Origin of the sequence: Intrasporangium calvum DSM 43043, from assembly GCF_000184685.1 — a bacterium.
Classification (GTDB): Bacteria; Actinomycetota; Actinomycetes; order Actinomycetales; family Dermatophilaceae; genus Intrasporangium; species Intrasporangium calvum.
The window spans coordinates 3750198-3770045 of the sequence record NC_014830.1 but is presented as its reverse complement, the minus strand read 5'-3'; the positions used below and the strand labels follow the sequence as shown (position 1 = coordinate 3770045).

The 19848-nt window shown below is 70.6% G+C and carries 18 protein-coding genes; 11 read left to right on the top strand and 7 right to left on the bottom strand.

Annotated elements, in window-relative coordinates; translation table 11 throughout:
- The first annotated feature begins 364 nt into the window (after nucleotides 1–364).
- Together INTCA_RS17175 and INTCA_RS19935 are read left to right on the top strand one after the other, a co-directional pair.
- The gene (locus INTCA_RS17175; RefSeq protein ID WP_013494197.1) at nucleotides 365–1033 is read left to right on the top strand and encodes a hypothetical protein; all 669 of its coding nucleotides are present in this window, start codon (nucleotides 365–367) and stop codon (nucleotides 1031–1033) included.
- Complete coding sequence (locus tag INTCA_RS19935; RefSeq protein WP_013494196.1) at nucleotides 1030–1206, top strand: hypothetical protein; 177 nt, start codon at nucleotides 1030–1032, stop codon at nucleotides 1204–1206. The genes INTCA_RS17175 and INTCA_RS19935 overlap by 4 nt, the downstream gene beginning before the upstream one ends.
- 67 nt (nucleotides 1207–1273) lie before the next feature.
- Here the strand turns inward: INTCA_RS19935 and INTCA_RS17170 are convergent, their stop codons facing one another.
- The 3 genes from INTCA_RS17170 to INTCA_RS17160 form a co-directional block, all read right to left on the bottom strand.
- Complete coding sequence (locus tag INTCA_RS17170) at nucleotides 1274–4003, bottom strand: multicopper oxidase domain-containing protein (RefSeq protein ID WP_013494195.1); 2730 nt, start codon at nucleotides 4001–4003, stop codon at nucleotides 1274–1276.
- On the bottom strand, nucleotides 4000–5181 hold the full coding sequence (locus INTCA_RS19930) for a hypothetical protein (protein ID WP_169312933.1): 1182 nt from the start codon (nucleotides 5179–5181) through the stop codon (nucleotides 4000–4002). The genes INTCA_RS17170 and INTCA_RS19930 overlap by 4 nt, the downstream gene beginning before the upstream one ends.
- A 113-nt stretch (nucleotides 5182–5294) precedes the next feature.
- Entirely contained in the window at nucleotides 5295–6365 is a 1071-nt protein-coding gene (locus INTCA_RS17160) for an alpha/beta fold hydrolase (RefSeq protein WP_013494193.1), read from the bottom strand.
- Nucleotides 6366–6665: 300 nt separating this feature from the next.
- On the opposite strand from INTCA_RS17160, the gene INTCA_RS17155 reads away from it, so the two are divergent.
- From INTCA_RS17155 to INTCA_RS17135, 5 genes are all read left to right on the top strand, one after another.
- Nucleotides 6666–8189, top strand: a complete 1524-nt coding sequence (locus tag INTCA_RS17155; RefSeq protein WP_013494192.1) for a molybdopterin-dependent oxidoreductase — start codon at nucleotides 6666–6668, stop codon at nucleotides 8187–8189.
- A 10-nt stretch (nucleotides 8190–8199) separates the two neighbouring features.
- Nucleotides 8200–9141 carry a formate transporter FocA gene (focA, locus tag INTCA_RS17150; RefSeq protein ID WP_013494191.1) on the top strand — a complete coding sequence of 314 codons (942 nt, stop codon included), beginning with the start codon at nucleotides 8200–8202 and terminating at the stop codon, nucleotides 9139–9141.
- Nucleotides 9142–9220: 79 nt separating this feature from the next.
- Nucleotides 9221–9664, top strand: coding sequence for an SRPBCC family protein (locus tag INTCA_RS17145; RefSeq protein WP_013494190.1), 444 nt, complete (start codon nucleotides 9221–9223; stop codon nucleotides 9662–9664).
- A complete protein-coding gene (locus tag INTCA_RS17140) occupies nucleotides 9661–10872 on the top strand; it encodes an aminotransferase class I/II-fold pyridoxal phosphate-dependent enzyme (protein ID WP_013494189.1) in 1212 nt (403 codons plus the stop codon). The genes INTCA_RS17145 and INTCA_RS17140 overlap by 4 nt, the downstream gene beginning before the upstream one ends.
- Nucleotides 10873–10888: 16 nt before the next feature.
- Nucleotides 10889–11662, top strand: coding sequence for a DUF5995 family protein (locus INTCA_RS17135; protein WP_013494188.1), 774 nt, complete (start codon nucleotides 10889–10891; stop codon nucleotides 11660–11662).
- Here the strand turns inward: INTCA_RS17135 and INTCA_RS17130 are convergent.
- Nucleotides 11587–12873 (bottom strand): MFS transporter, encoded by a 1287-nt coding sequence (locus INTCA_RS17130; RefSeq protein ID WP_013494187.1) that lies wholly within the window; start codon nucleotides 12871–12873, stop codon nucleotides 11587–11589. The two genes, INTCA_RS17135 and INTCA_RS17130, sit on opposite strands and share 76 nt — an antisense overlap.
- Before the next feature lie 141 nt (nucleotides 12874–13014).
- Between INTCA_RS17130 and INTCA_RS17125 the strand changes: the two genes are divergently transcribed.
- Nucleotides 13015–13524 carry a MarR family winged helix-turn-helix transcriptional regulator gene (locus INTCA_RS17125; RefSeq protein ID WP_013494186.1) on the top strand — a complete coding sequence of 170 codons (510 nt, stop codon included), beginning with the start codon at nucleotides 13015–13017 and terminating at the stop codon, nucleotides 13522–13524.
- 73 nt (nucleotides 13525–13597) lie between these two features.
- Entirely contained in the window at nucleotides 13598–14110 is a 513-nt protein-coding gene (locus INTCA_RS17120; protein WP_013494185.1) for a gamma carbonic anhydrase family protein, read from the top strand.
- Nucleotides 14111–14598: 488 nt separating this feature from the next.
- Here INTCA_RS17120 and INTCA_RS17115 read toward each other — a convergent pair whose 3' ends face one another.
- Together INTCA_RS17115 and INTCA_RS17110 are read right to left on the bottom strand one after the other, a co-directional pair.
- A complete protein-coding gene (locus INTCA_RS17115; RefSeq protein ID WP_013494184.1) occupies nucleotides 14599–15303 on the bottom strand; it encodes a response regulator in 705 nt (234 codons plus the stop codon).
- Nucleotides 15300–16919, bottom strand: a complete 1620-nt coding sequence (locus tag INTCA_RS17110) for a sensor histidine kinase (protein ID WP_244859849.1) — start codon at nucleotides 16917–16919, stop codon at nucleotides 15300–15302. Before INTCA_RS17110 ends, INTCA_RS17115 begins: the two co-directional genes overlap by 4 nt.
- 126 nt (nucleotides 16920–17045) lie before the next feature.
- Between INTCA_RS17110 and INTCA_RS17105 the strand changes: the two genes are divergently transcribed.
- Both INTCA_RS17105 and INTCA_RS17100 read left to right on the top strand, forming a co-directional pair.
- On the top strand, nucleotides 17046–18434 hold the full coding sequence (locus INTCA_RS17105; protein WP_013494182.1) for a C4-dicarboxylate transporter DctA: 1389 nt from the start codon (nucleotides 17046–17048) through the stop codon (nucleotides 18432–18434).
- 115 nt (nucleotides 18435–18549) lie between these two features.
- Nucleotides 18550–19197, top strand: a complete 648-nt coding sequence (locus tag INTCA_RS17100) for a 4a-hydroxytetrahydrobiopterin dehydratase (RefSeq protein WP_041307928.1) — start codon at nucleotides 18550–18552, stop codon at nucleotides 19195–19197.
- A gap of 173 nt (nucleotides 19198–19370) precedes the next feature.
- On the opposite strand, the gene INTCA_RS17095 is transcribed toward INTCA_RS17100, so the two are convergent.
- Nucleotides 19371–19802, bottom strand: a complete 432-nt coding sequence (locus INTCA_RS17095; RefSeq protein WP_013494180.1) for an Hsp20/alpha crystallin family protein — start codon at nucleotides 19800–19802, stop codon at nucleotides 19371–19373.
- Between the last annotated feature and the right edge of the window lie 46 nt (nucleotides 19803–19848).

Genomic DNA, 19848 nt, shown 5'->3' with positions numbered 1-19848 from the left:
TCCGGGCGCAGGAGTTGACGATGGCCCGCCCAAAGGGCGGGCCAGGATTCCCTGACCCGGAGCGCCGTCCTGCATTGACGCAGACGGGCAGGCGGCGAAAGTCGGTGCGTCCACAGGGTGAACATCATTCAACATGTGTGGCAATCGAACTCGCCAACTTGCCCACCCGGCTCAGCGTCGCTAGGTTCCTTTGCGGTCGGGGGACAACCGGTCTCCGGCATGTCACGAGGCGCCACCGCGCCACGACAGATCGGGGATTCGAGTGTTTCGGGGATTCTTTGTCAGCGTCATCGCTGCAGCGACGATCCCGCTGCTGCCCGGAGTTGCAGCTCCAGCCCCCGCTCCGGTGGTAGGAACGGTCGTCATGTCCAGTGCTACCGACGGCGGGTTCGCCGACGTACCCGGCGCCGAGCACCTCGTCGAGAGGGCCGCCGAGGTCGAGTCGCAGTCACGATTGCTGGACAAGGGCCAGCGTCAGAGGTGGCTCAGTCGTGCGGACCGGCTCATCGCTTCCGGGGAGGTGGAGGTTCACGGCCCGCTTGGTCTTGGTCTTCATGTACCGTCTGCTCAGGTGCGAGAGTTCGCCCAAGGCTACATGGTGCAGTACCAGCTCCAGGGCTCTGCGGTTGTCGAGCCGAGCACCTTGACCGTCTTCTTCGATAAGGAAGGCGCCCTCTCCGGCGCCACCCAGATCCTGCTTCGCGACCTCGGGCTGTCGTCGGCGGGCCGACTGACCCTGTGGTCGGATGGCGCTCTCCAGCGCGACATCATCGTCGATGAGCTCGGGGCTGTGGAGCCGTACTCGGCCGAGGGCGCAGCCGCGAAGGACGAGGTCATCACTGCCCAGTGGTCGTGGTCGAAGTTCAAGGACTGTCTGAATCGCCAAGGTGTGTCCGCGTGGGTCGTCACCGCGATCTCGATCTCCTGCGGCGTCGTATGCGCGGTCAGCTTCGGCACCCTGTGCGCTGCGTGCGTGGCTGCGGCAGGCAGTGTGACCGCGACGACGATCTTCTACTGTGCGAGGACATCATGACGGAGCGCGCCACTCGCGATCTGCGGCGCTGGGCCTGGGTCTTCTTGCTGGTGCCACCGCTCGTCCTCTTCGGCACCTACAGCGGCTCGAGCCTCGCCCCATTGGGGTGGATCGGCGCCGCACTGGTGCTCGCGACGATGCTGGTGTTCGCATTGAGGTCCGCCGGGAAGTAGGCGTGGCACGGGGTGCCTCCTCGAACGCAGGAGGCACCCCGTTGCCGCGTCCGCTCTCGGACTGGCCTCAGTCGCGCACCTCGATGAACCCGCGGGCGCCGCGCTCCGCGTCGACCATGATGTGGCTGACGACGGGGTAGCGCCCCGGCTCCGGGAAGCTCAGCTCGACGAAGCCGCCTTGTGCCGAAGCGAGATCGAGCGCCTGGGCCCCACCGGTCGTGGCGCCGGGCGGGTCGAGCGCCCCGCGCCCGTTCTTCAGCAGGTAGGTCCCTTCCTTGTAGACGGTGTCGAACTGCCCACCGACGACGTGGAAGGAGGTGGGCCGGTTCGGGCCGATGTCGAGCACCCAGATCCGCACGCGCTCACCGACCCGGGCCTCGAGGGGGTGGTCGACGTACTGGTTGGCGTGCCCGTTGAAGACGACGGCGTCCGGCTGCTCGGCCATCACCTTGTCTGCGTTGACGGGACCGCCCTGGGCGCCGAGGTAGATCTCCGACTGTGCCAGCACATAGGACCGGTCGACGGCCGGGAGCCCTTCCGGCTCGATGACGACGGCGCCGGCCATCCCCGCTGCGATGTGGGAGGTCATCGGCATCGTGCTGCAGTGGTACATCCAGATCCCGGAGCGCTTGGCCGTGAAGCGGTAGACGAGGCTCTCGCCGGGCTGGATGGTGCGCATCGGGCCCTCGGGGGCGAGCTCGCTGGCGTGGAAGTCGATGGAGTGCCCCATCGACCCCTGGTTGACGAGGGTGACCTCGAAGGTGTCGCCGACCCGGCCATGGAGCGTTGGCGCGATGGACGAGCCGTTGTAGGTCCACCTCGTCTGGGTGACACCGGGGGCGACCTCGAGTTCGACCTCGCGGACCGTGAGGGTGATCCGCCGGACCTTCTCGTCGGTCAGGGGTGGCAGGACAGGGTCGTATGCCGCTGAGCCGGCTTTCCACTTCGCCATGAAGTCGATCGCGGGGCTGGCTCCCGGTCCCCCTGGGGTGCCGTGCCCGGCCGAGCCGTGGGCTGCCGGGTCGTTGCCGCTCGCGGCATCGGCGGAGGTGCCGGATGGTTCCGCGCCGATCGCGTTGACGGTGAAGAGCATTCCCATCTGGCGGTGCCCGACGACGGAGCACCAGCCGTCGATGGAGGAGCGGACGACGTCGACCTCCAGCCGTCCGGTGCCGCCGGGGTTGATTCGTCCGGAGCGCTCGCCGGTGGCCAAAACGAGGTCGTGGACGTCGCCGGCGTCGGTGTTCGCGACCTCGATGACGAGCCGGTTGCCCACGGGGACGTCGACCGAGTCGGGCGTGAACCGCATGTCCTTCATCGTCACCTTGACCGTCGTGGTGTCCCCGGTCGGGGCGACCGCGGCTGCGGCCGGAGTGGGGCCGCTCGCGACGGTGAGGCCGGCGGCCGTGGGGTCGAGGCCGACGCCGAGGGTGGCCCCGACCGCGATGATCGCGACACCAGCGATCAGCTGCGGGCGCGACCAGCTCTGGGCCTGCGACTGCGCGGTCCGGGCGGCGACCTGGTCCTTGGAGAGTCGGGTGTCGCCGGGGCCCGCGCCGGGCTCAGCCGCCGCTTCCTTGGCCCGCTTGGCCGCGACGGAGGCGCGGATCCCGCGGAAGATCAACGGGATCGACGTGGCCAGAGCGGCGAGGGTCAGCACCGAGACGACGACGCGCACGAGGCTCGGGACGGGGAGCAGGCAGAGGGCGAGGCCGAGGTTGGCCACGGTGACGCGGGCGGTCCCCCACCGTTCGAGCTCGACCATCCCGGCCCGCACGACGGAGGGGCCGCCCCCGACGACGACGGGCAGCAGGTACGAGAGGGCGCCGAGGAGCACCTGCAGTGCGAAGCCGACGACGAAGATCGTGGTGAGGGCGCCGTAGTTGTCGGCGATCGCCTCCCACGAGCCGCGCGCACCGAGGGACCAGGCCATCAGCAGGAGGCCGACGGGGAGCCAGAGGAGGCCGGCGCCGACCGAGAGGGTCGGAAAGGCGTACGGCGGCCGTCGGCGGGCCGCGGTGAGGATGGGCCGGTAGACCCAGAGCGTCCCGGCGAGGTAGAGGCCGATCCCGATCGCGCCCACGACGGGCTGGTCGATGAACGGCGACGTGACGACGAGGGAGATGCCGGCGACGAGGACGGGCAGGGCCCGCCGGGACGCGGCCTCGGCGGTGTCGGCCATGCGGGTGCGCAGCATCGTCGGCCACAGCGTGACGAGCGTCCCGAGGATCGTCAGCCCGATCCAGCCGAGCAGGTTGACCATGGTGTGGGCGACGAGGAGGTGGGCGTGCGTGCTGTCGGCGGCAGCGGCCGAGTGGTCATGGCCACTGGCCAGGAGGACGCCGAACGTCGCGCCCACCGGCAGGAAGAGGGCGGCGACGACGTAGTAGCGCACGGTGATGCGAAACCGTCCGGGAAGCGCGGCCCTGAGCCGCCGGACGAGCATCACCGCGTGCCAGAGGACGGCCCCCGAGATGAGGGTCGCGCCGATCATGGTGAGCACGGTGACGCGGGTCGGCACGCCGACGAGGACGAAGAGCACCCCGCTCTGGAAGACGCTGAGCCGGATCGTCTGGAGCCGCCGCTCCTCGAACCCGGCCCGGGTCTTGAGGAGGGCCTCGGTGAAGTGGACGCTCCACACCATGGCCGCATGCGTCACGGCGCCGAGGACGACGAGGTGGACCATGAGCCACCGCGAGTAGGCGAAGAAGGGGTGCACCAGGCTGACGAGGAAGGCTGCGATCAACCAGATGACGACGGGTCGGTCGCGCATGAACCACGTGCCGCGGGTACTCATGAGGGGCTCCGGATGCCGGTGGGGGCGGTGGTGACGGTCTCGGACGGGGCGGTGCTGGAGGTGGTGCTGGAGGTGGTGCGGGGCCGGCGGCTGGGGCGCCGGACCGGTCCGGCGATGCTCGAGCCGGCGGCGACGACGAAGAAGAGCAGCAGTGCGACGACGTTGGTCACCGAGCCGACCTGCCAGACGGTCCGCAGCCCACCGAAGTCGCCCGCCACGATGCGCGTCATCAGGCCGACGTGCATCAGCGCCAGGGGGAGCCACATGATGGACCGGTAGGGCAGGGGGCGCTTGAGGACGGCCGGGAGGATGATCGGCGCGTGGGCCATGACCATGGACATGCCGAAGCCCAGCATCACGGCGTGGACGACGGCGTCGTAGGCGAACCCCTCGGTCTGGGCCCCGGCTACCACCCAGGTGACCGCGGCGAGGAGGAGCCAGGCGTAGCCGCCCAGGAGGGCCGCGGCACTGAACCGGGGGAGCCCGGAGGTGCGGACGGTGCGCCGGGCGACGTCGTGGCGCACCAGCCAGATGACGATCGAGGCGAGCACGAGGCCTGTGGCGCGGGCGCCGACGTCGGGGGCGACGAGGGTCAGGATGAGGGTGCCGGTGAGCGCCGCGGCGTGCACGACGAGCGTGCGGCCGCCGGACGCGGGCATGGCGAGGCGGGCCAGCTCGACGCGCTCGGCGCAGATGGTCAGGACGATGAAGCCGACGAGCCACGGCATGAGCCAGGGCACGTCGAGGCGCAGCCAGAGGGCGGCGGCGAGGGTGAGGTGGACGGCGCCGAGCAGCTCGACGAGGACGACGTCGTCGTGGTTGCGGCGCCAGAGCGCTCCGTAGACGGCGACGAGGGCGATGCAACCGTCGACGAGGAGGAGCTGGCCGAGCGCGAGCGGTGCGGGGGTGAGGAGGGCGATCGCGCCGAGCCCGAGCAGTCCGGGGGCCACGAAGGCGAGCGGGTGCCGCAGGGCGACGGCGCGCTCCATCGCGATGAGGGTGCCGAGGAACCCGGCGACCATGAGCATGCCGTGCAGGTCGCCGAGGCGCGCCGCGGTGACGGGAGCGCCGACTCCGACGAGGAGCAGGGCGGCGTCGGCGCCGGCCAGCATCGCCAGGCCGGCGGGGAGGAGGAAGACGGCCCGGGTGAGCGAGACACCCGGCCTATGTTTTTGCACGGAACCCACAGTAGATAATCCCGTGGTCAGCACCAAGCCGGGGGCCGGTGTGATCCGCCACAGCGCCACCGCCATCCCGTATGCCGCTGGGCTCCCTCCCAGCCGCCCCCACCTCAGCGGGGGGTGAGTGCCACGATCTCGGCAGCGATCCGGTCAGGGACCTCGAGGGGCAGCCCGTGCGCGATGCCCTCCAGCTCGACCTCCTTGACGAGGTCCTCCTGCCCGGGTTGGGAGGCGTAGCCGGCGAGCACGGCGCGGGTCTGTTGCTTCATCGGCTGCGGTGGCAGCACTCCGGCGCCCGGCCATCCGGGGACCGCCCCCAGCTCACCGAGCGTGCCGAAGTCGAACATGGAGCGGTCGGCGCAGACGGCGTCGTCGCTCCCGTGCACCCAGGTGATCGGGATGCCGGCCGTGCTCCGCGCCATGGCCGAGGTGTTGTAGTGCATGGGCGACATCGTGTTGAGCACGCCTCGATCGCCGGGGGCGAGCGTGGGCCAGTTCTCGGAGGGTCGGCTGTCGCCCGGATAGAAGTCGTCGCCGATCCGCGTGGTCAGTGCCTCGGTGAGAAGGAAGTCCTCGTCGACGTTCGCGGCGTTGGCGCCGGCCCCGAAGAAGGAGCGCAGGATGATCCGGGGGCTCGACGTCGGGTCGTCCTCACTCCGGTCCTTCTCCCGCATGCGCCGGACGAACTCGGGCGCCGCGCCACCGCCACCGCTTCCGGCGGCGTCATCGAAGGCCTTCCGGCCCTCGGCATCGACAGTCCCGCCGAAGCCGTAGGGGGAGACGGGTGCGAGGAGCACGAGGGCGCCGAGGTCGTCCGGGTGCTCGAGGAGCAGTTGCTGGAGGATGCCGCCGCCCATCGACCATCCGGCCGCGGTGACGCGCCGAGCCCCGGCCAGGCCGAGGGTCTCGAGCAGCGCGTGGACGTCGTCCGACATGTCGCCGAGGCCGCGCGTGGCGTCGATGGGTGCTGCGTCGGTGAGGCCGAAGCCGCGCATGTCCGGCGCGATGACGCGCACCTCACTGGGCAGCTCTGCTGCGACGTACCGCCAGAAGCCGCCGGTCGTGAGGTTGCCATGGATGAGGAGCAGGGGACGGCCGTCCTCTGGGCCGCTGGTCCACACGTTCATCGCGAGTCGTGGAGTGGTGACGATGGAGCAGGTGAAGTCCGATTCAGTGGCCACGGTGCAGTCCCTTCGGCGGTCGGGCGAACGACGTCGTGTCTACCACCCGGACGCGGGTCAGTCAGTGTGTCGTCAGCCCACACGTCCGCCGGGTCGATGTGGAAGTCGGGTGCGACGTGCGAGGCCGACTGGTGGTCGTGTGGACCAGCCACCGCATGATCCGGTAGCGGGTGGGTCGACTCGCTGACGACGTGTGGTGCGTCACATCGATTGATTTACCACGGCCGCGGCCGTATAAATACTACGCACCGTAGTCCTACGTGACGTAGTAGCCGCCACCGACCTACACCGGAGTCCTCGATGTCCGAGTTCGATTTCCCTTCCTGGCTTCGCATCACCCACCTGCTCAACTTCTTCCTCATCGGCCTCCTGCTGCGTTCGGGCTGGCAGATCATCGCCACCCATCCGCGGTTCTACTGGCGCAGCGACTGCGGGCCGGGCACCGAGTGGATCAAGTTCACCAAGCGGGTCGTGCCGCCGGAGGAGGGCGCCTACACGGCTCACGACGACGAGCTGGAGCCGCCGAGCTGGCTCACCCTTCCGGGCGGGCGCAACCCCGGCCTCGGCCGTCACTGGCACGGCCTCGTGACCATGCTCTGGGTCCTCAACGGACTCGTGTACGTGTCGCTGCTGTTCCTCACCGGTGAGTGGCAGCGCATCGTGCCCACGTCGTGGAGCGTCTTCCCCGAGGCATGGGGGTCGCTCAAGATCTATGTCGGCTTCGGAGTGCCGTCCATCGAGCACTTCACGCCCTACGACGCGCTCCAGCGGCTCACGTACTTCAGCATCGTCTTCCTCGTCGCCCCGCTCATGATGGTGACCGGTCCGGTCATGTCCCCGGCCGTGAGCAGCCGGTTCCCTTGGTACCCGAAGCTGTTCGGCGGTCGCCAGGCCGCGCGGTCGATCCACTTCCTCGGGATGGTCGTCCTGTCCGGGTTCATCCTCGGACACGTCGCGCTCGTGTTCATCTCGCACCGCGAGTACAACGTGACGCACATGGTGTTCGGCGAGTACGACCCGGCGCGGGTCGCGCAGGCCACGACGATCCTGCTCACGACGATCGCCCTCGTCGTGATCGCGTGGATCGCGATCAGCCACCTGAGCCTCCGCGACCGGCGTGCGACGCAGAAGTTCCTCTTCGCCCTGCTCGAGCCGTTCCGCAGGCTGACGGTCAACAAGCTCAAGCCGCGCAACCGCAAGGGCCAGGCCTACACGGAGAAGGACATCTCGCCCTACCACTGGACCAACGGCCGTTACCCCAAGCCCGACGAGTCGCCTGAGTGGCACGAGCTGGCGGCGAACGACTTCCGGGACTACGTCCTCGAGATCGGTCCGTCCAACGATCCCGACAGGATCGTCCGAGTGCCGTTCGAGCAGCTCAAGGCGCTGCCGCAGCAGGAGCAGATCGTCGCGCACGCGTGCATGCAGGGGTGGACCGGCATCGCCAAGTGGAAGGGGCCCAAGGTCATGGACGTCATGGCACTGGCCGGGCCCCCGCCGGCCGACGCCAAGTACCTGCTCGTCACCTCGTTCGGCCTGGCGCAGAGCATGCACGACGGGCGCCCGCTCGAGCCGTTCTACTCGTGCATCCCGATCGAGGACTGTTCCGAGGACGAGTCGATCTTCGCGTGGTCGATGAACGACAAGCCGCTGCCCTGGACGTTCGGGGCCCCCCTGCGGATCCGCGTCGAGTCCTACGTCGGCTACAAGATGATCAAGTACCTCCGCTCCGCCGAGTGGATCGCGGACTACCGGACCGTCGGCGACGGCATGGGTGGCACGCGTGAGGATTCCGGCTACCAGGCCATCAACGCGCGGATCTGAGGGGAAAGCCATGACCACCACTGCGACCGGCGCCGCGGCGAACGCCCGGGCCGGCACACCCGCCCCGGCGGTCCAGACCAGCGAGCCCATCGCCCCGTCGCTCACCATCCTGTCCCCGGCGCAGATGGCGAAGGCCGCGGAGGACGCCGCCTTCGCGAAGGCCACGAGCAGCCAGCTGAAGTCCTTCCTCCTCGGCCTCACGGCCGGTGGGTACATCGCCCTCGGTTTCATCTTCTTCACGACGAGCCAGGTGGGGGCGCAGGTCCTCCCCTGGGGTGTCGCCAAGGTCCTCGGCGGGCTCACCTTCTCCACCGGCCTGACCCTCGTCGTCCTCACGGGCGCCGAGCTGTTCACGTCGTCGACCCTCACCCTGACCGCCGCCGCCAGCGGACGAATCACCTGGCTCCAGCTGCTGCGCAACTGGACGGTCGTCTACGTCGCGAACTTCATCGGCTCGCTGACGATGGTCGGGCTCGTCTTCCTCGCCGGCACGTGGCAGAGCGCCGGCGGTGGCTGGGGGAAGGTGGTGCTCTCCACGGCGTCGTACAAGCTCCACCACACCATGACGGAGGCGTTCTTCCTCGGCGTGCTCTGCAACCTCATGGTCTGCCTCGCCGTGTGGGCCGCCTACTCGGGCCGGACGACGACCGACAAGGTGCTCGCGGTCACCATGCCGATCGCGCTCTTCGTCGCCTCCGGCTTCGAGCACTCGGTCGCCAACATGTTCATGGTCCCTCTGGGCATCCTCATCAAGGACTTCGCCGGTGCGGACTTCTGGGCCGGCACCGGACTCGACCCGGCGACCTTCGCCGACCTCACCTGGTCGCACTTCCTCACGGGCAACCTGCTGCCGGTCACCCTGGGCAACATCGTCGGAGGCGGCGTCATGATCGGGATCCTCTACTGGACGGTCTTCCACCGCCTCGAGCGCAGGAGGGCGGCCTCCCGCTGAGTCGGGTGTGCACGTCCTGCCGCCGCCCCGGTGTCCGGACCGCATGGCGCGGCCCGCCCGTCTCCGGGACACTGGCGGCATGCCGGCCGTCGAACGCTCCGTGGTCATCGCCCGTCCGGTCGACGAGGTGTTCGCCTTCCTGGCCGACCCCACGAACGGCCTCGCCTGGCGGAGCTCCCTCGCCGAGATCTCGGCCGACGGCCCCCTCGCCGTCGGCACCGTCTTCCGGCAGCGCGTCTCGGGCCCGGGCGGCGGGACGGTCCCGGCCGACATCCGCGTGACCGAGCTCGTGCCGGGTCGTCGCGTCGCGTTCGTCGGGGTCGCGGGTCCGCTCCGGCCGGACGTCGCCTACGACTTCGAGCCGGTCGAGGGCGGGACCAGGGTGACCATGTCGATCTCCGCTCCGCTGACCGGGGTGAAGAAGCTCTTCCTCGGACCGATCGTGCAGAAGAGCATGGGCGCCGAGGTCGCCGGCCTGGACACGGCCAAGCGGCTCCTCGAGTCGAGGACACTGGAGGCGTGACCAGCACGCCCCACCGGCTCCAGCCGTCCCGCCGCTCCGACGTCCCGCCCTTCGAGGTGATGGACGTCCTCGACCGCGTGGCCGTCCTCCGTGCAGCCGGACGAGACATCATCTCGCTCTGTGCGGGAGAGCCGTCGGGCGGTGCGCCCAGCGCGGTGTCGCGTGCGGCGGCCGCCGTGCACGCCTCCGGCCAGCCCCTCACCTACACCTCTGCTCTCGGGATCTGCCCCCTCCGTGAGGCGCTCGCCGGCCACTACCGCCGCTGGTACGGCCTCGACGTCGATCCCGCCCGCGTCGCCATCACGACGGGTTCGTCCGGCGGGTTCCTGCTCGCCTTCCTCGCCGCCTTCGACGCCGGTGACCGCGTCGCCCTCGCCCGCCCCGGCTACCCGGCCTACCGCAACATCCTCGCGGCCCTCGGCTGCGAGGTGGTCGAGATCGACTGTGGGCCGGACGTGCGCTTCCAGCCCACGCCCGAGCTGCTCGAGGCGGCGCATCGGCAGGCGCCGCTCGCGGGCCTCATCGTCGCCTCGCCCGCCAACCCCACCGGGACCATGGTCGACCGGGCCGAGCTCACGGCGATCAGCCAGTGGTGCGCGGCCAGCGGCGTCCGCCTCGTCAGCGACGAGATCTACCACGGGGTGACCTACCCCGAGCCCGGCGCTCCCGACCCCCGCGGCGTGTGCGCGTGGGAGCTCGACGACTCGGCCATCGTCGTCAGCTCGTTCTCCAAGTACTGGGGCATGACCGGATGGCGGCTCGGCTGGCTGCTCCTCCCCGAGGACCTGGTCCGCCCCGTCGACGCCCTGGCCGGCAACGTCGCGCTCTGCCCGCCGGCCCCCGCGCAGTACGCCGCGGTCGAGGCCTTCACCGACGAGTCCTACGCCGAGTGCGACGAGGCGGTCGAGGAGTTCGCCCGAACCCGCAGGCTCCTCCTCGACCATGCACCCAGTTTGGGTTGGGGGACGGCAGCGCCCGCCGACGGCGCGTTCTACTACTACGCCGACCTGGGAGGTCAGCTGGACCGCTGGCCGAGCTCAGCGGCATACGCCTCCGACCTGCTCGACCGCGAAGGGGTCGCCCTGACGCCCGGTGCCGACTTCGACGACCGAGCCGGCACCCGCTCGGTCCGCCTCAGCTTCGCCGCCGGCTCGGCGGCGGTCGGCGAGGCGATCGAGCGCATCAGCCGGTTCCACGACCAGGGCTGACCCGCTACCGTCGAGCATGGGCTGGCTCTCGGGGATCGTCGACGGGGTTCGCTCCTGGTGGACCGGCCGTCGGCCGGGCTCAGGGCCGGCCGCGCCGGTGGGTGAGGTCGGGTCCATCGCGACCATCGAGGCGCTCGTCGAGCGAATGCGGGCCGTGGACGCGACCCTCGACCCGGCCGACGGGGTGCGCGCCTTCAGTCGCATGTATCTGCGCGTCACCGAGCTCGTCCTGGAGCGGGCGACGGAGGGCCACTTCCGCAACGTCCGCTTCCTGACCCGGCTCGACATCCTCTTCGCCGGCCTCTATCTCGACACGCTCCGCAGCAACGCGCCGACAGCCGCGTGGGCGCCGGTGCTCGAGCTGCGGAGCGCGCCTGGCCGCCTGCCGATCCAGTTCGCCCTGGCCGGGATGAACGCCCACATCAACCACGATCTCCCGATGGCGGTCGTCGCGGCCTGCCGCGAGCTGCACCTCGCGCCCACGAGCCCGGGCATCCGCGACGACTACCTCAAGGTCAACGCCCTGCTCGCGGCCGTCCAGCAGGAGGTGCGCCGGACGTTCCTCGACGGCCTCGCGCTCGAGGTCGACCGGGCCCACGCCGGCCCCGTGGCCGACCTCGTCGGCGCCTGGAGCATCAACCGGGCGAGAGACGCCGCGTGGACGAACGCCAACGTGCTCTGGCGGCTCGACGGGCACGAGCCGCTGCGCAGCGACTACGCGGCCACGCTCTCCCGCTCGGTCGGCCTGGCCGGCCGGCTGCTGCTGACCCCGGTCGACGAGCTCGTCTGAACGGGCGCCGGGCGGGCCGCCATGACGCGCCGCAGCCGCCACGCGGCATACACCGCCACGACGCTGATGCCGAGGTGGAGCGCGAGGAAGCTGCCCGCCAGCCCGGCACCGAGCAGGGCGCCGGCGACGAGCGGGCCGATCGCCGAGAACGTCGTCTGCAGAGCCGCGAACGTCCCCAGGGTCTGGCCGACCATCCCCTGCGGGGCGAGCGCCGCGGTCAGCGGGTTGAGCACCGGCGAGTACATCGTCTCGCCGACCGCGAAGACCCCGAACGTCGTGATGAACAGGGCCGCGGCGATCTCCGGCCGGAACTGCGCCGCCGACAGGATGAGCCACGCGAGGACCCAGATCGAGCCGACCGCCATGAGCAGGGCGGGGGCGCTGCGCCGCGCGGTGAGGCGCACGACGACGACCTGCAGCAGCACGATGATGATCGCGTTGACCGCCGCAGCAGTGCCGATCGCCGCCGAGTCGACGTCGAGGACGGTGATCGCATAGGCCGGCAGGCCCGCCTCGAACTGCGCGTAGAAGCCGAGTGCGAGCGTGACGGTGATGACCGCTGTCCACCGTAGGGCCGGGCTGGAGCCGATGGCCCGGAGCGCATCCAGCGGCCGGCCCGGGTTTGCCGTGCTGCTGTCCAAGCCGCTGTCCGGGTGGGTCGTGGCCCCCAAGCCGGCGCTCCAGATGATCGCCGACGAGAGGACGAAGCCGAGCGCGGCCGTGACGAAGCCGACGTCGAGCCCGTCCGCCCGCGCGAGGTCGACGAGGTGACCCGCGACGTAGGCGCCGATCGCCATCCCGATGGACTCGCCGGTGAACTTGTAGGCGAAGACCTTCCGGCGGTCGTGCATCCCGACCCAGCGCAGCACGATGACCTGCTTCGCAGGCATGGCAGCCGACAGGCCGAGGCCGAAGACGAACATCCCGAGCAGGAACGTCGCGGGCGTGTCGACGAGGACGAGGGCGCCGACACCGGCCGCGCCGAGGAGCTGGGCGAGGACGGCCACACGCACCGGGTCGAACCGGTCACTGAGCCGGCCGGCGAAGGGCGCTGCGACGAGCGCCCCGACGGAGAAGAGCGACGAGGCCGCCGCGGCTGCGAGAGCCCCCCAGCCGCGGGTGTCCGCGGCGTACGCGTACTGGTACGGGAGCACGGCGCCCCAGCCCAGCATCCCGATCGAGGACGCGAGGATGAGCAGCTTGGCGCGCATGGCAGTGTCACACCCCTTCTGGTGTCGTGGGGGCGACTCGGCGACCGCCCGTGGGCTTCGCGGCTTCGATGCCGAACATTTCGAACCCTAAGTTCGATATCGAAAGGTTAGCAGTCAAACAACTCGTGCCACAATCGGACTGTGGCGACACGACCGAGGACGGCCCAGGAGCAGCACCGCAAGGCCGTCGCGGCCTACGTGGCGGCGGGTGGGGAGGAGTCGGTCCAGCGCGTCATCACCGCGATCTACGGCGTGACCAAGAAGCTCGACCAGTGGTACGGCCGGCAGCTCGCCGACCTCGGCCTCACCCAGGGGGAGTGGGCCGTCGTCGCCGCCCTCGCCAAGGCCGGGGAGACCTGCCTGACTCCGAGCCAGCTCGCCGACCTGACCAATGTCGCACCGTCGTCGATGACCCACCGCCTCGACAAGATGGCCGAGCGTGGCCTGATCAGGCGCAGCCCCGACGAGGCCAACCGCACGCGGACCCTCATCTCGCTCACCGGCGACGGCTGGGACCTGTTCAGCGAGGCGATCCGCGAGTCCAACGTCGTCGAGAGCGACATCCTCCGTGGTCTCACAGCTGACGAACGAGCCGAGCTCGCCGGGCTCCTCGAGCGCGTCATCGAGCAGCTCGACCGGGTCGAGGCCTGAGCCGAACGCACCGCCGGCCACCCGCAAAGGTGCCCGGGGGCACGGTGCGAGCCCAGCGGCATACCCTCTCCTCATGCTGATTCCCCTCGGTGACCACACCCCCGACGTCCACGCCACCGCCTGGGTGGCCCCCAGTGCGGACCTCATCGGCCGCGTCGAGCTCCGGGCGGACTCGAGCGTCTGGTACACGGCCGTGCTCCGTGCCGAGCTCGAGCCGATCGTGCTCGGCGAGCGCAGCAACCTCCAGGACGGGGTCATCGTCCACACCGACGCGGGCAAGCCGGCGACCATCGGCGCCGGCGTCTCCGTCGGCCACCGGGCTGTCCTGCACGGCTGCACGATCGAGGACGACTGCCTCATCGGGATGGGCGCGATCGTCCTCAACGAGGCGCACATCGGCGCCGGCTCCCTCATCGCCGCAGGAGCCGTCATCCAGGAGGGCGCCGTCATCCCGCCCCGGTCCCTCGTCGCGGGCGTGCCCGGCAAGGTGCGGCGCGAGCTGACCGACGCCGACCTCGAGCGGATTCGCGCCAACGCCGAGGGGTACGTGGGGCTGAAGGACGTCCACCAGAACGCCCGCGCCTGAGGGTCCCGGCAGCGGGCCGACCCACGGAAGGACCCGCGCCCTGAGGCCGGCACTGACGAAGACCGGGCTGTCCCTCGTCGGTTCGGCGGCGTCGCCGCCTACGACCTGATCCAGCGGAAGCACGCCCTGCTGCGCAACCTCCCCGTCGTCGGACACGGACGCTACCTGATCGAGAGGATCGGTCCTGAGCTGCGCCACTACATCGTCGCGGGCAACGACGAGGAGCGGCCGTTCAGCCGCGACCAGCGGGCCTGGATCCATGCATCGGCGAAGCTCGAGAACAACTACCGCGGGTTCGGCACCGACAACGACATCGAGTACACCGAGGGCTACCCCGTCATCAAGCAGCGGACCCTCGCCCACGCCGGTCAGGAGGCCTGGCTGCCGGGCGCCAAGGTGATGGGCGGGGCACCACCGGCAGGGCGGCGACCTCATCGTCCAGATCGGCACCGCCTACTTCGGCTGTCGCGAGCGGCCGGGAGGCTCGTTCACCTCGACCAGAGGTACTCCACCTCGGGTCGCCCCGCGCCGGCGTAGCGGGAGCGTCGGACCGCCACCTTCGTGTCGCACAGGTGCTCGGCGTAGCGCCGGGCGGTGACCCGGCTGATCCCGAGCGCCTCGCCCAGCTCACGCGCCGAGAGTCCGCGCTGGTCCTGCTCCGACCACGTCGACTCACGCAGCTCCCGGGACACCCGGGAGAGCAGCTCCGCGCTCATCCCCTTGGGGAGACGCGCCTCCGCATGGACCCGGGCCCCGGCGAAGACCTCATCGACCTCGGCCTGGGTGTCCACCTGGGTCCCGGCCGTGACCTGGTTGCGGTAGTCGCGGTAGGCGAGGAGCCGGTCGCGCAGCGTGGCGAAGACGAAGGGTTTGAGGACGTACTGGACGATGCCGAGAGAGACGGCGGCCCGCACGACCTGGAGGTCGCGGGCGGACGTGACGGCGATGACATCCGCCCGGTGGCCCGCCGCGCGCATGGCCCGGACGACATCGAGGCCGTGTCGGTCGGGGAGGTTCATGTCCAGCAGGACGACATCGATGTCCCTGTCCTGCAACGCCTTCAAGGCCGCTTGGCTCGTTGCGACGGTCGCGACGACGGTGAAGCCCGGCACCCGGTCGACATAGGCCGTGTGGGCCTCGGCCGCCACCGGCTCGTCCTCGACGACGAGGACCCTCAGCGCCTCGGTGGTCATGGTCCACCACCCCACGGCAGGCGCACGGTGAAGGTCGCGCCGGGCGGGCCACTGACGTCGAGCGTCCCGCCGAGGCGCTCGACGGTCTGTGAGACGAGAGCGAGCCCGATGCCACGTCGTCCGGCCCGACCGGCCTCCTTCGTCGAGTACCCGCGCCGGAACGCGTCGGAGACTGCGCCGTCCGGGAGACCCGGGCCGGTGTCGGAGACGCGCACGACGGCAGCCGGACCCTCCACGGTGGCCTCGAAGACCACCCGCCGCTCGCCCGGCGACCCGGCCACCGCGTCCAGCGCGTTGTCGATGAGGTTGCCGACGATGGTGACCACGTCCCTGACGGGCGCTGCCCCGGGGGGCCAGCGCACGTCGGGGGCGACGAGGAGCTCGATGCCCCGCTCGTTCGCCTCGGCGGCCTTGCCGAGGAGGAGCGCGGTGAGGGCCGGCTCCTCGACCGACCCGACGACCTGGTCGGTCAGCACCTGGCTCACGTGCAGCTCGTCCGTGGCGAACGCGAGCGCCCGGTCGGTGTGGCCCAGCTCGATCAGGCTGACGATGGTGTGCAGCCGGTTCGCCGTCTCGTGGGCCTGCGACCGGAGCGCCTCGGTCAGACCGCGAGCCGAGTCGAGCTCACCGGTCAGGGCCTCCAGGTCGGTCCGGTCGCGGAGGGTGGTGACGTGCCCGAGCCGCCGCTCTCTCCACAGGGCAGGTCCCTTGTTGAGGACGAGGACCCGGGCCGACGTGACGTGGAGCTCGTCCTCGCGCGGCTCGTCGTCACTGAGCGCAGCGGTGAGCGGGGCCGTGAGGCCGAGCGATGACACGGGCCGGTCGATCGCGTCGTCGGGGAGGCCGAGGAGTCGGACCGCCTCGTCGTTGGCCAGCCGTAGCCGCCCACCGAGGTCGGTGATGACGAGACCCTCGGTCACGGCGTGGAGCACGGCGTCGTAGTACTCGTACATCTCCCGGAGCTGGCGCTCACCCAACCCGTGCGTCTGACGGCGGACGCGACGGGCCACGAGAGCGGTGCCGAGGCCGGAGAGCACCGCCGCCGCCAGCCCAGCCGCCAGGATGCCCGGCAGCTGGACGCGGACCCGCTCACCGACAGCCGACGTGCGGATGCCGACGGCGACCAGGGCCACGACCTGTGCAGCCGCAGGCTTGGTCGAGTCGACCACCGGCACCACGACCCGGGTCGACGGCCCCAGCGTGCCCGTGAAGTTCTCCATCACGACGCCGCCGGCCAGGGCTGCCGACGTGTGGCCGATGAAGGTTCCTCCGATCTGCTTCGGGTCGGGATGGGTGAAGCGGGTGCCGTCCCGGTCCATGATGACGACGAAGTCCGTGCCGGACTCCAGCCGGACCCGCTCCGCGTAGGGCTGGAGGGCCTTTGTCGGTGCGCTGCCCTGAACGGCCGCCACCACCGCGGGTGTGGCCGCCACCGTCTCCGCGACCGCAGTGACCCGCGCGATGGCCTCCCGGTCGCCGGCGTGCTGGGCCTGGACGAAGGTCCCCGCGAGCCCGGCAGCAATGACGAGAACCGCGAGACCCACCTGCAGGACGAACGTCTGCGTCGCGACGCTCCAGCGGCTCGGGTTCACGGCAGCCACGAGCGGTGCCGCCACGAGTGGTGCTGCCGCGATGCGTCCGAGAACTCAATGAACACAATCGTGACCCTAGTCAGTTCGGCCGCGACGCTCATCACATCACTCAGGCCCGGGACCGCCGGGCCCAGCCAACGGAGGCCCCCTGTGAGTCACACCGCCGACAGCGCCGTCGACGCCCCGAAGCCCCGGGCGACGACGAGGCGCGACCGCACCCATTTCCTCTATGTCGCCGTCATCATCGCGATGCTCCTCGGCATCGCCGTCGGGCTGATCTGGCCGGAGCTCGGCAAGGAGCTCAAGCCGCTCGGCACCTTCTTCGTCAGCCTCATCAAGATGATGATCGCCCCGATCATCTTCTGCACCATCGTCCTCGGGATCGGCTCGGTGCGCCGCGCCGCCCAGGTCGGCAAGGTCGGCGGCCTCGCCCTCGGCTACTTCCTCACGATGTCGACCGTGGCCCTCGCGATCGGGCTCGTCGTCGGCAACATCGTCCAGCCCGGTGCTGGTCTGCACCTCACGGACGAGCTCGCTGCGGCAGGCCAGAAGCAGGTGTCGGGCGGAGCCGAGACGACCACCGACTTCATCCTCGGTCTCGTCCCAGAGACCCTGGTGTCGGCCCTCACCGCCGGGTCCGTCCTGCAGGCCCTCCTCGTGGCCGTGCTCGTCGGCTTCGCCCTGCAGAAGATGGGTCCGGCCGGTGAGCCGATCCTCGTGGGCATCAAGCACGTGGAGAAGCTCGTCTTCCGCCTCATGGCCATGGTCATGTGGCTCGCGCCGGTCGGCGCCTTCGGCGCCATGGCTGCCGTGGTGGGGGCCACCGGGGTCGATGCCCTCAAGAGCCTCGGCCTGATCATGGTGGCGTTCTACGTGACGTGCGCCCTGTTCGTCTTCGGGGTGCTCGGCACGATCCTGCGCATCGTCAGCCACGTGAGCGTCTTCTCGCTGCTGCGGTACCTCGGTCGGGAGTTCCTCCTCATCCTCTCGACCTCGTCGTCCGAGTCGGCCCTGCCGCGTCTCATCGCCAAGATGGAGCACCTCGGCGTCGCCCGCCCCGTCGTGGGCATCACCGTGCCGACCGGCTACTCGTTCAACCTCGACGGCACCGCCATCTACCTGACGATGGCCAGCCTCTTCATCGCCGAGGCGATGGACAAGCCGTTCAGCCTGGGGGAGCAGATCGGCCTGCTCGTGTTCATGATGATCGCGTCCAAGGGCGCGGCCGGGGTGACCGGCGCCGGGATCGCCACCTTGGCGGGAGGTCTGCAGTCACACCGCCCCGACCTCGTCGACGGCGTCGGCTTCATCGTGGGTATCGACCGGATGATGAGTGAGGCGCGCGCCCTGACGAACTTCGCCGGCAACGCGATCGCCACCGTGCTCGTCGGCACGTGGACGGGCCAGATCGACCGCGTGCAGGTTGCGGCAGTGCTCGACGGGCATGTCCCCTTCGACGAAGCGAGCATGATCGATGCGGAGCACTCCCCGGCTCCCGCTCTCGAGGACCCCGCGCCGGTCACCGCCAGCGCGCGCTGACATCAGCCCGGATGCCGCTGGGCTCGCTTCCGCTCGGAGGCGGGTCCAGCGGCGGCGCGGGTGAGGCGCCCTACGGCAGCCCTCACCCACGAACCGGCAGGACCATACTGAGGTGATGGACAGCCTCACGACAGTGCAGATTCTCGACGCCGGCCTCGTCGACTGGCGCAAGCTGGCCCAGGCGCTCCACGCCCGCTACCTCACTGGTGACTTCGCCGCGGGACTGCGGTTCGTCACCGCGATCGGTGAGGCGGCGGAGGCCATGAACCACCACCCCGACGTGACCCTCACCTATCCGCACGTCGACCTGAAGCTGATGAGCCACGACGTCGGCGCCCTGACCGAGCGGGATCTCGACCTCGCCCACCGCATCAGCGAGATCGCGCGCGAGCAGGGCGTCGCGGCCGAGCCGCACGCCGTGGCCGAGATCGAGCTCGCCCTCGACACGGCGGACGTCGCTGCGGTGGGCCCGTTCTGGGCGGCGCTGCTGACGGGGAGCGCTGAGGCGCTGCACGGCGCGGACGTCGTCGACCCCAAGGGGCGGGTGCCGCTGCTCTGGTTCCAGGACACGGACGCTCATCGCACTCCACGTCAGCGGTTCCACCTCGACGTGTGGGTGCCGCACGACATCGCCGAGCAGCGGATCGCTGCGGCCGTCGCTGCGGGTGGTGCCGTCGTCGACAACGACAACGCGCCGTCCTTCGTCGTCCTCGCCGACCCGGAGGGCAACCGGGCCTGCGTCTGCACCTGCCTCGACCGCTGAGCCTATGCAGCGCGCGGACTCCTTGCAGGTGAGGGCCTCACGGGAGCCGAGCCACTGGACCCGCGGTAAGGGCCCCGGCCTCGGAGGAGGCGGGGCCCTGCCGTCTCGGAGAGGGGGGTTTCCCGAGGTGCCTGCGACCGCTGGGACGCGGACGGCTCAGCGGTCGCTGGTGATCAGCTGGCCTGGCTCTCGATCGCCGCCTTCTGGTCGTCGCCGTGCGACACGGCGATCTTGCGCGGCTTGGCCTCCTCGGCGACGGGGATCGTCAGGGTGAGGACACCGTTGCGGTAGTCCGCCTGGATGTCGTCGAGAGCGAGCCCACGCCCCAGCGAGAGCTGGCGGGCGAACGTCCCCGTCGGCCGCTCGTGCGACAGCCAGCGGACGTCGTCGAGGTTCTCCCTGAGGCGCTCGGCGCGCACGGTGAGGGTGTTGTCCTCGACGTCGATGTCGATCGAGCCGGGGTCGACTCCCGGCAGGTCGATCTGCGCGACGAAGGTCTCACCGCGGCGGTAGAGGTCCATCGGCATGGGGGCCGGCGTGGCCGTGCGGAACCCCTCGCCGAAGAGTCGGTCCATCTCCCGGAACGGGTCGAAGGTCCTGGTCATGTGCAGTCACTCCTCAACTGAACTCGAACAGCTGCGCGGCGGAGAG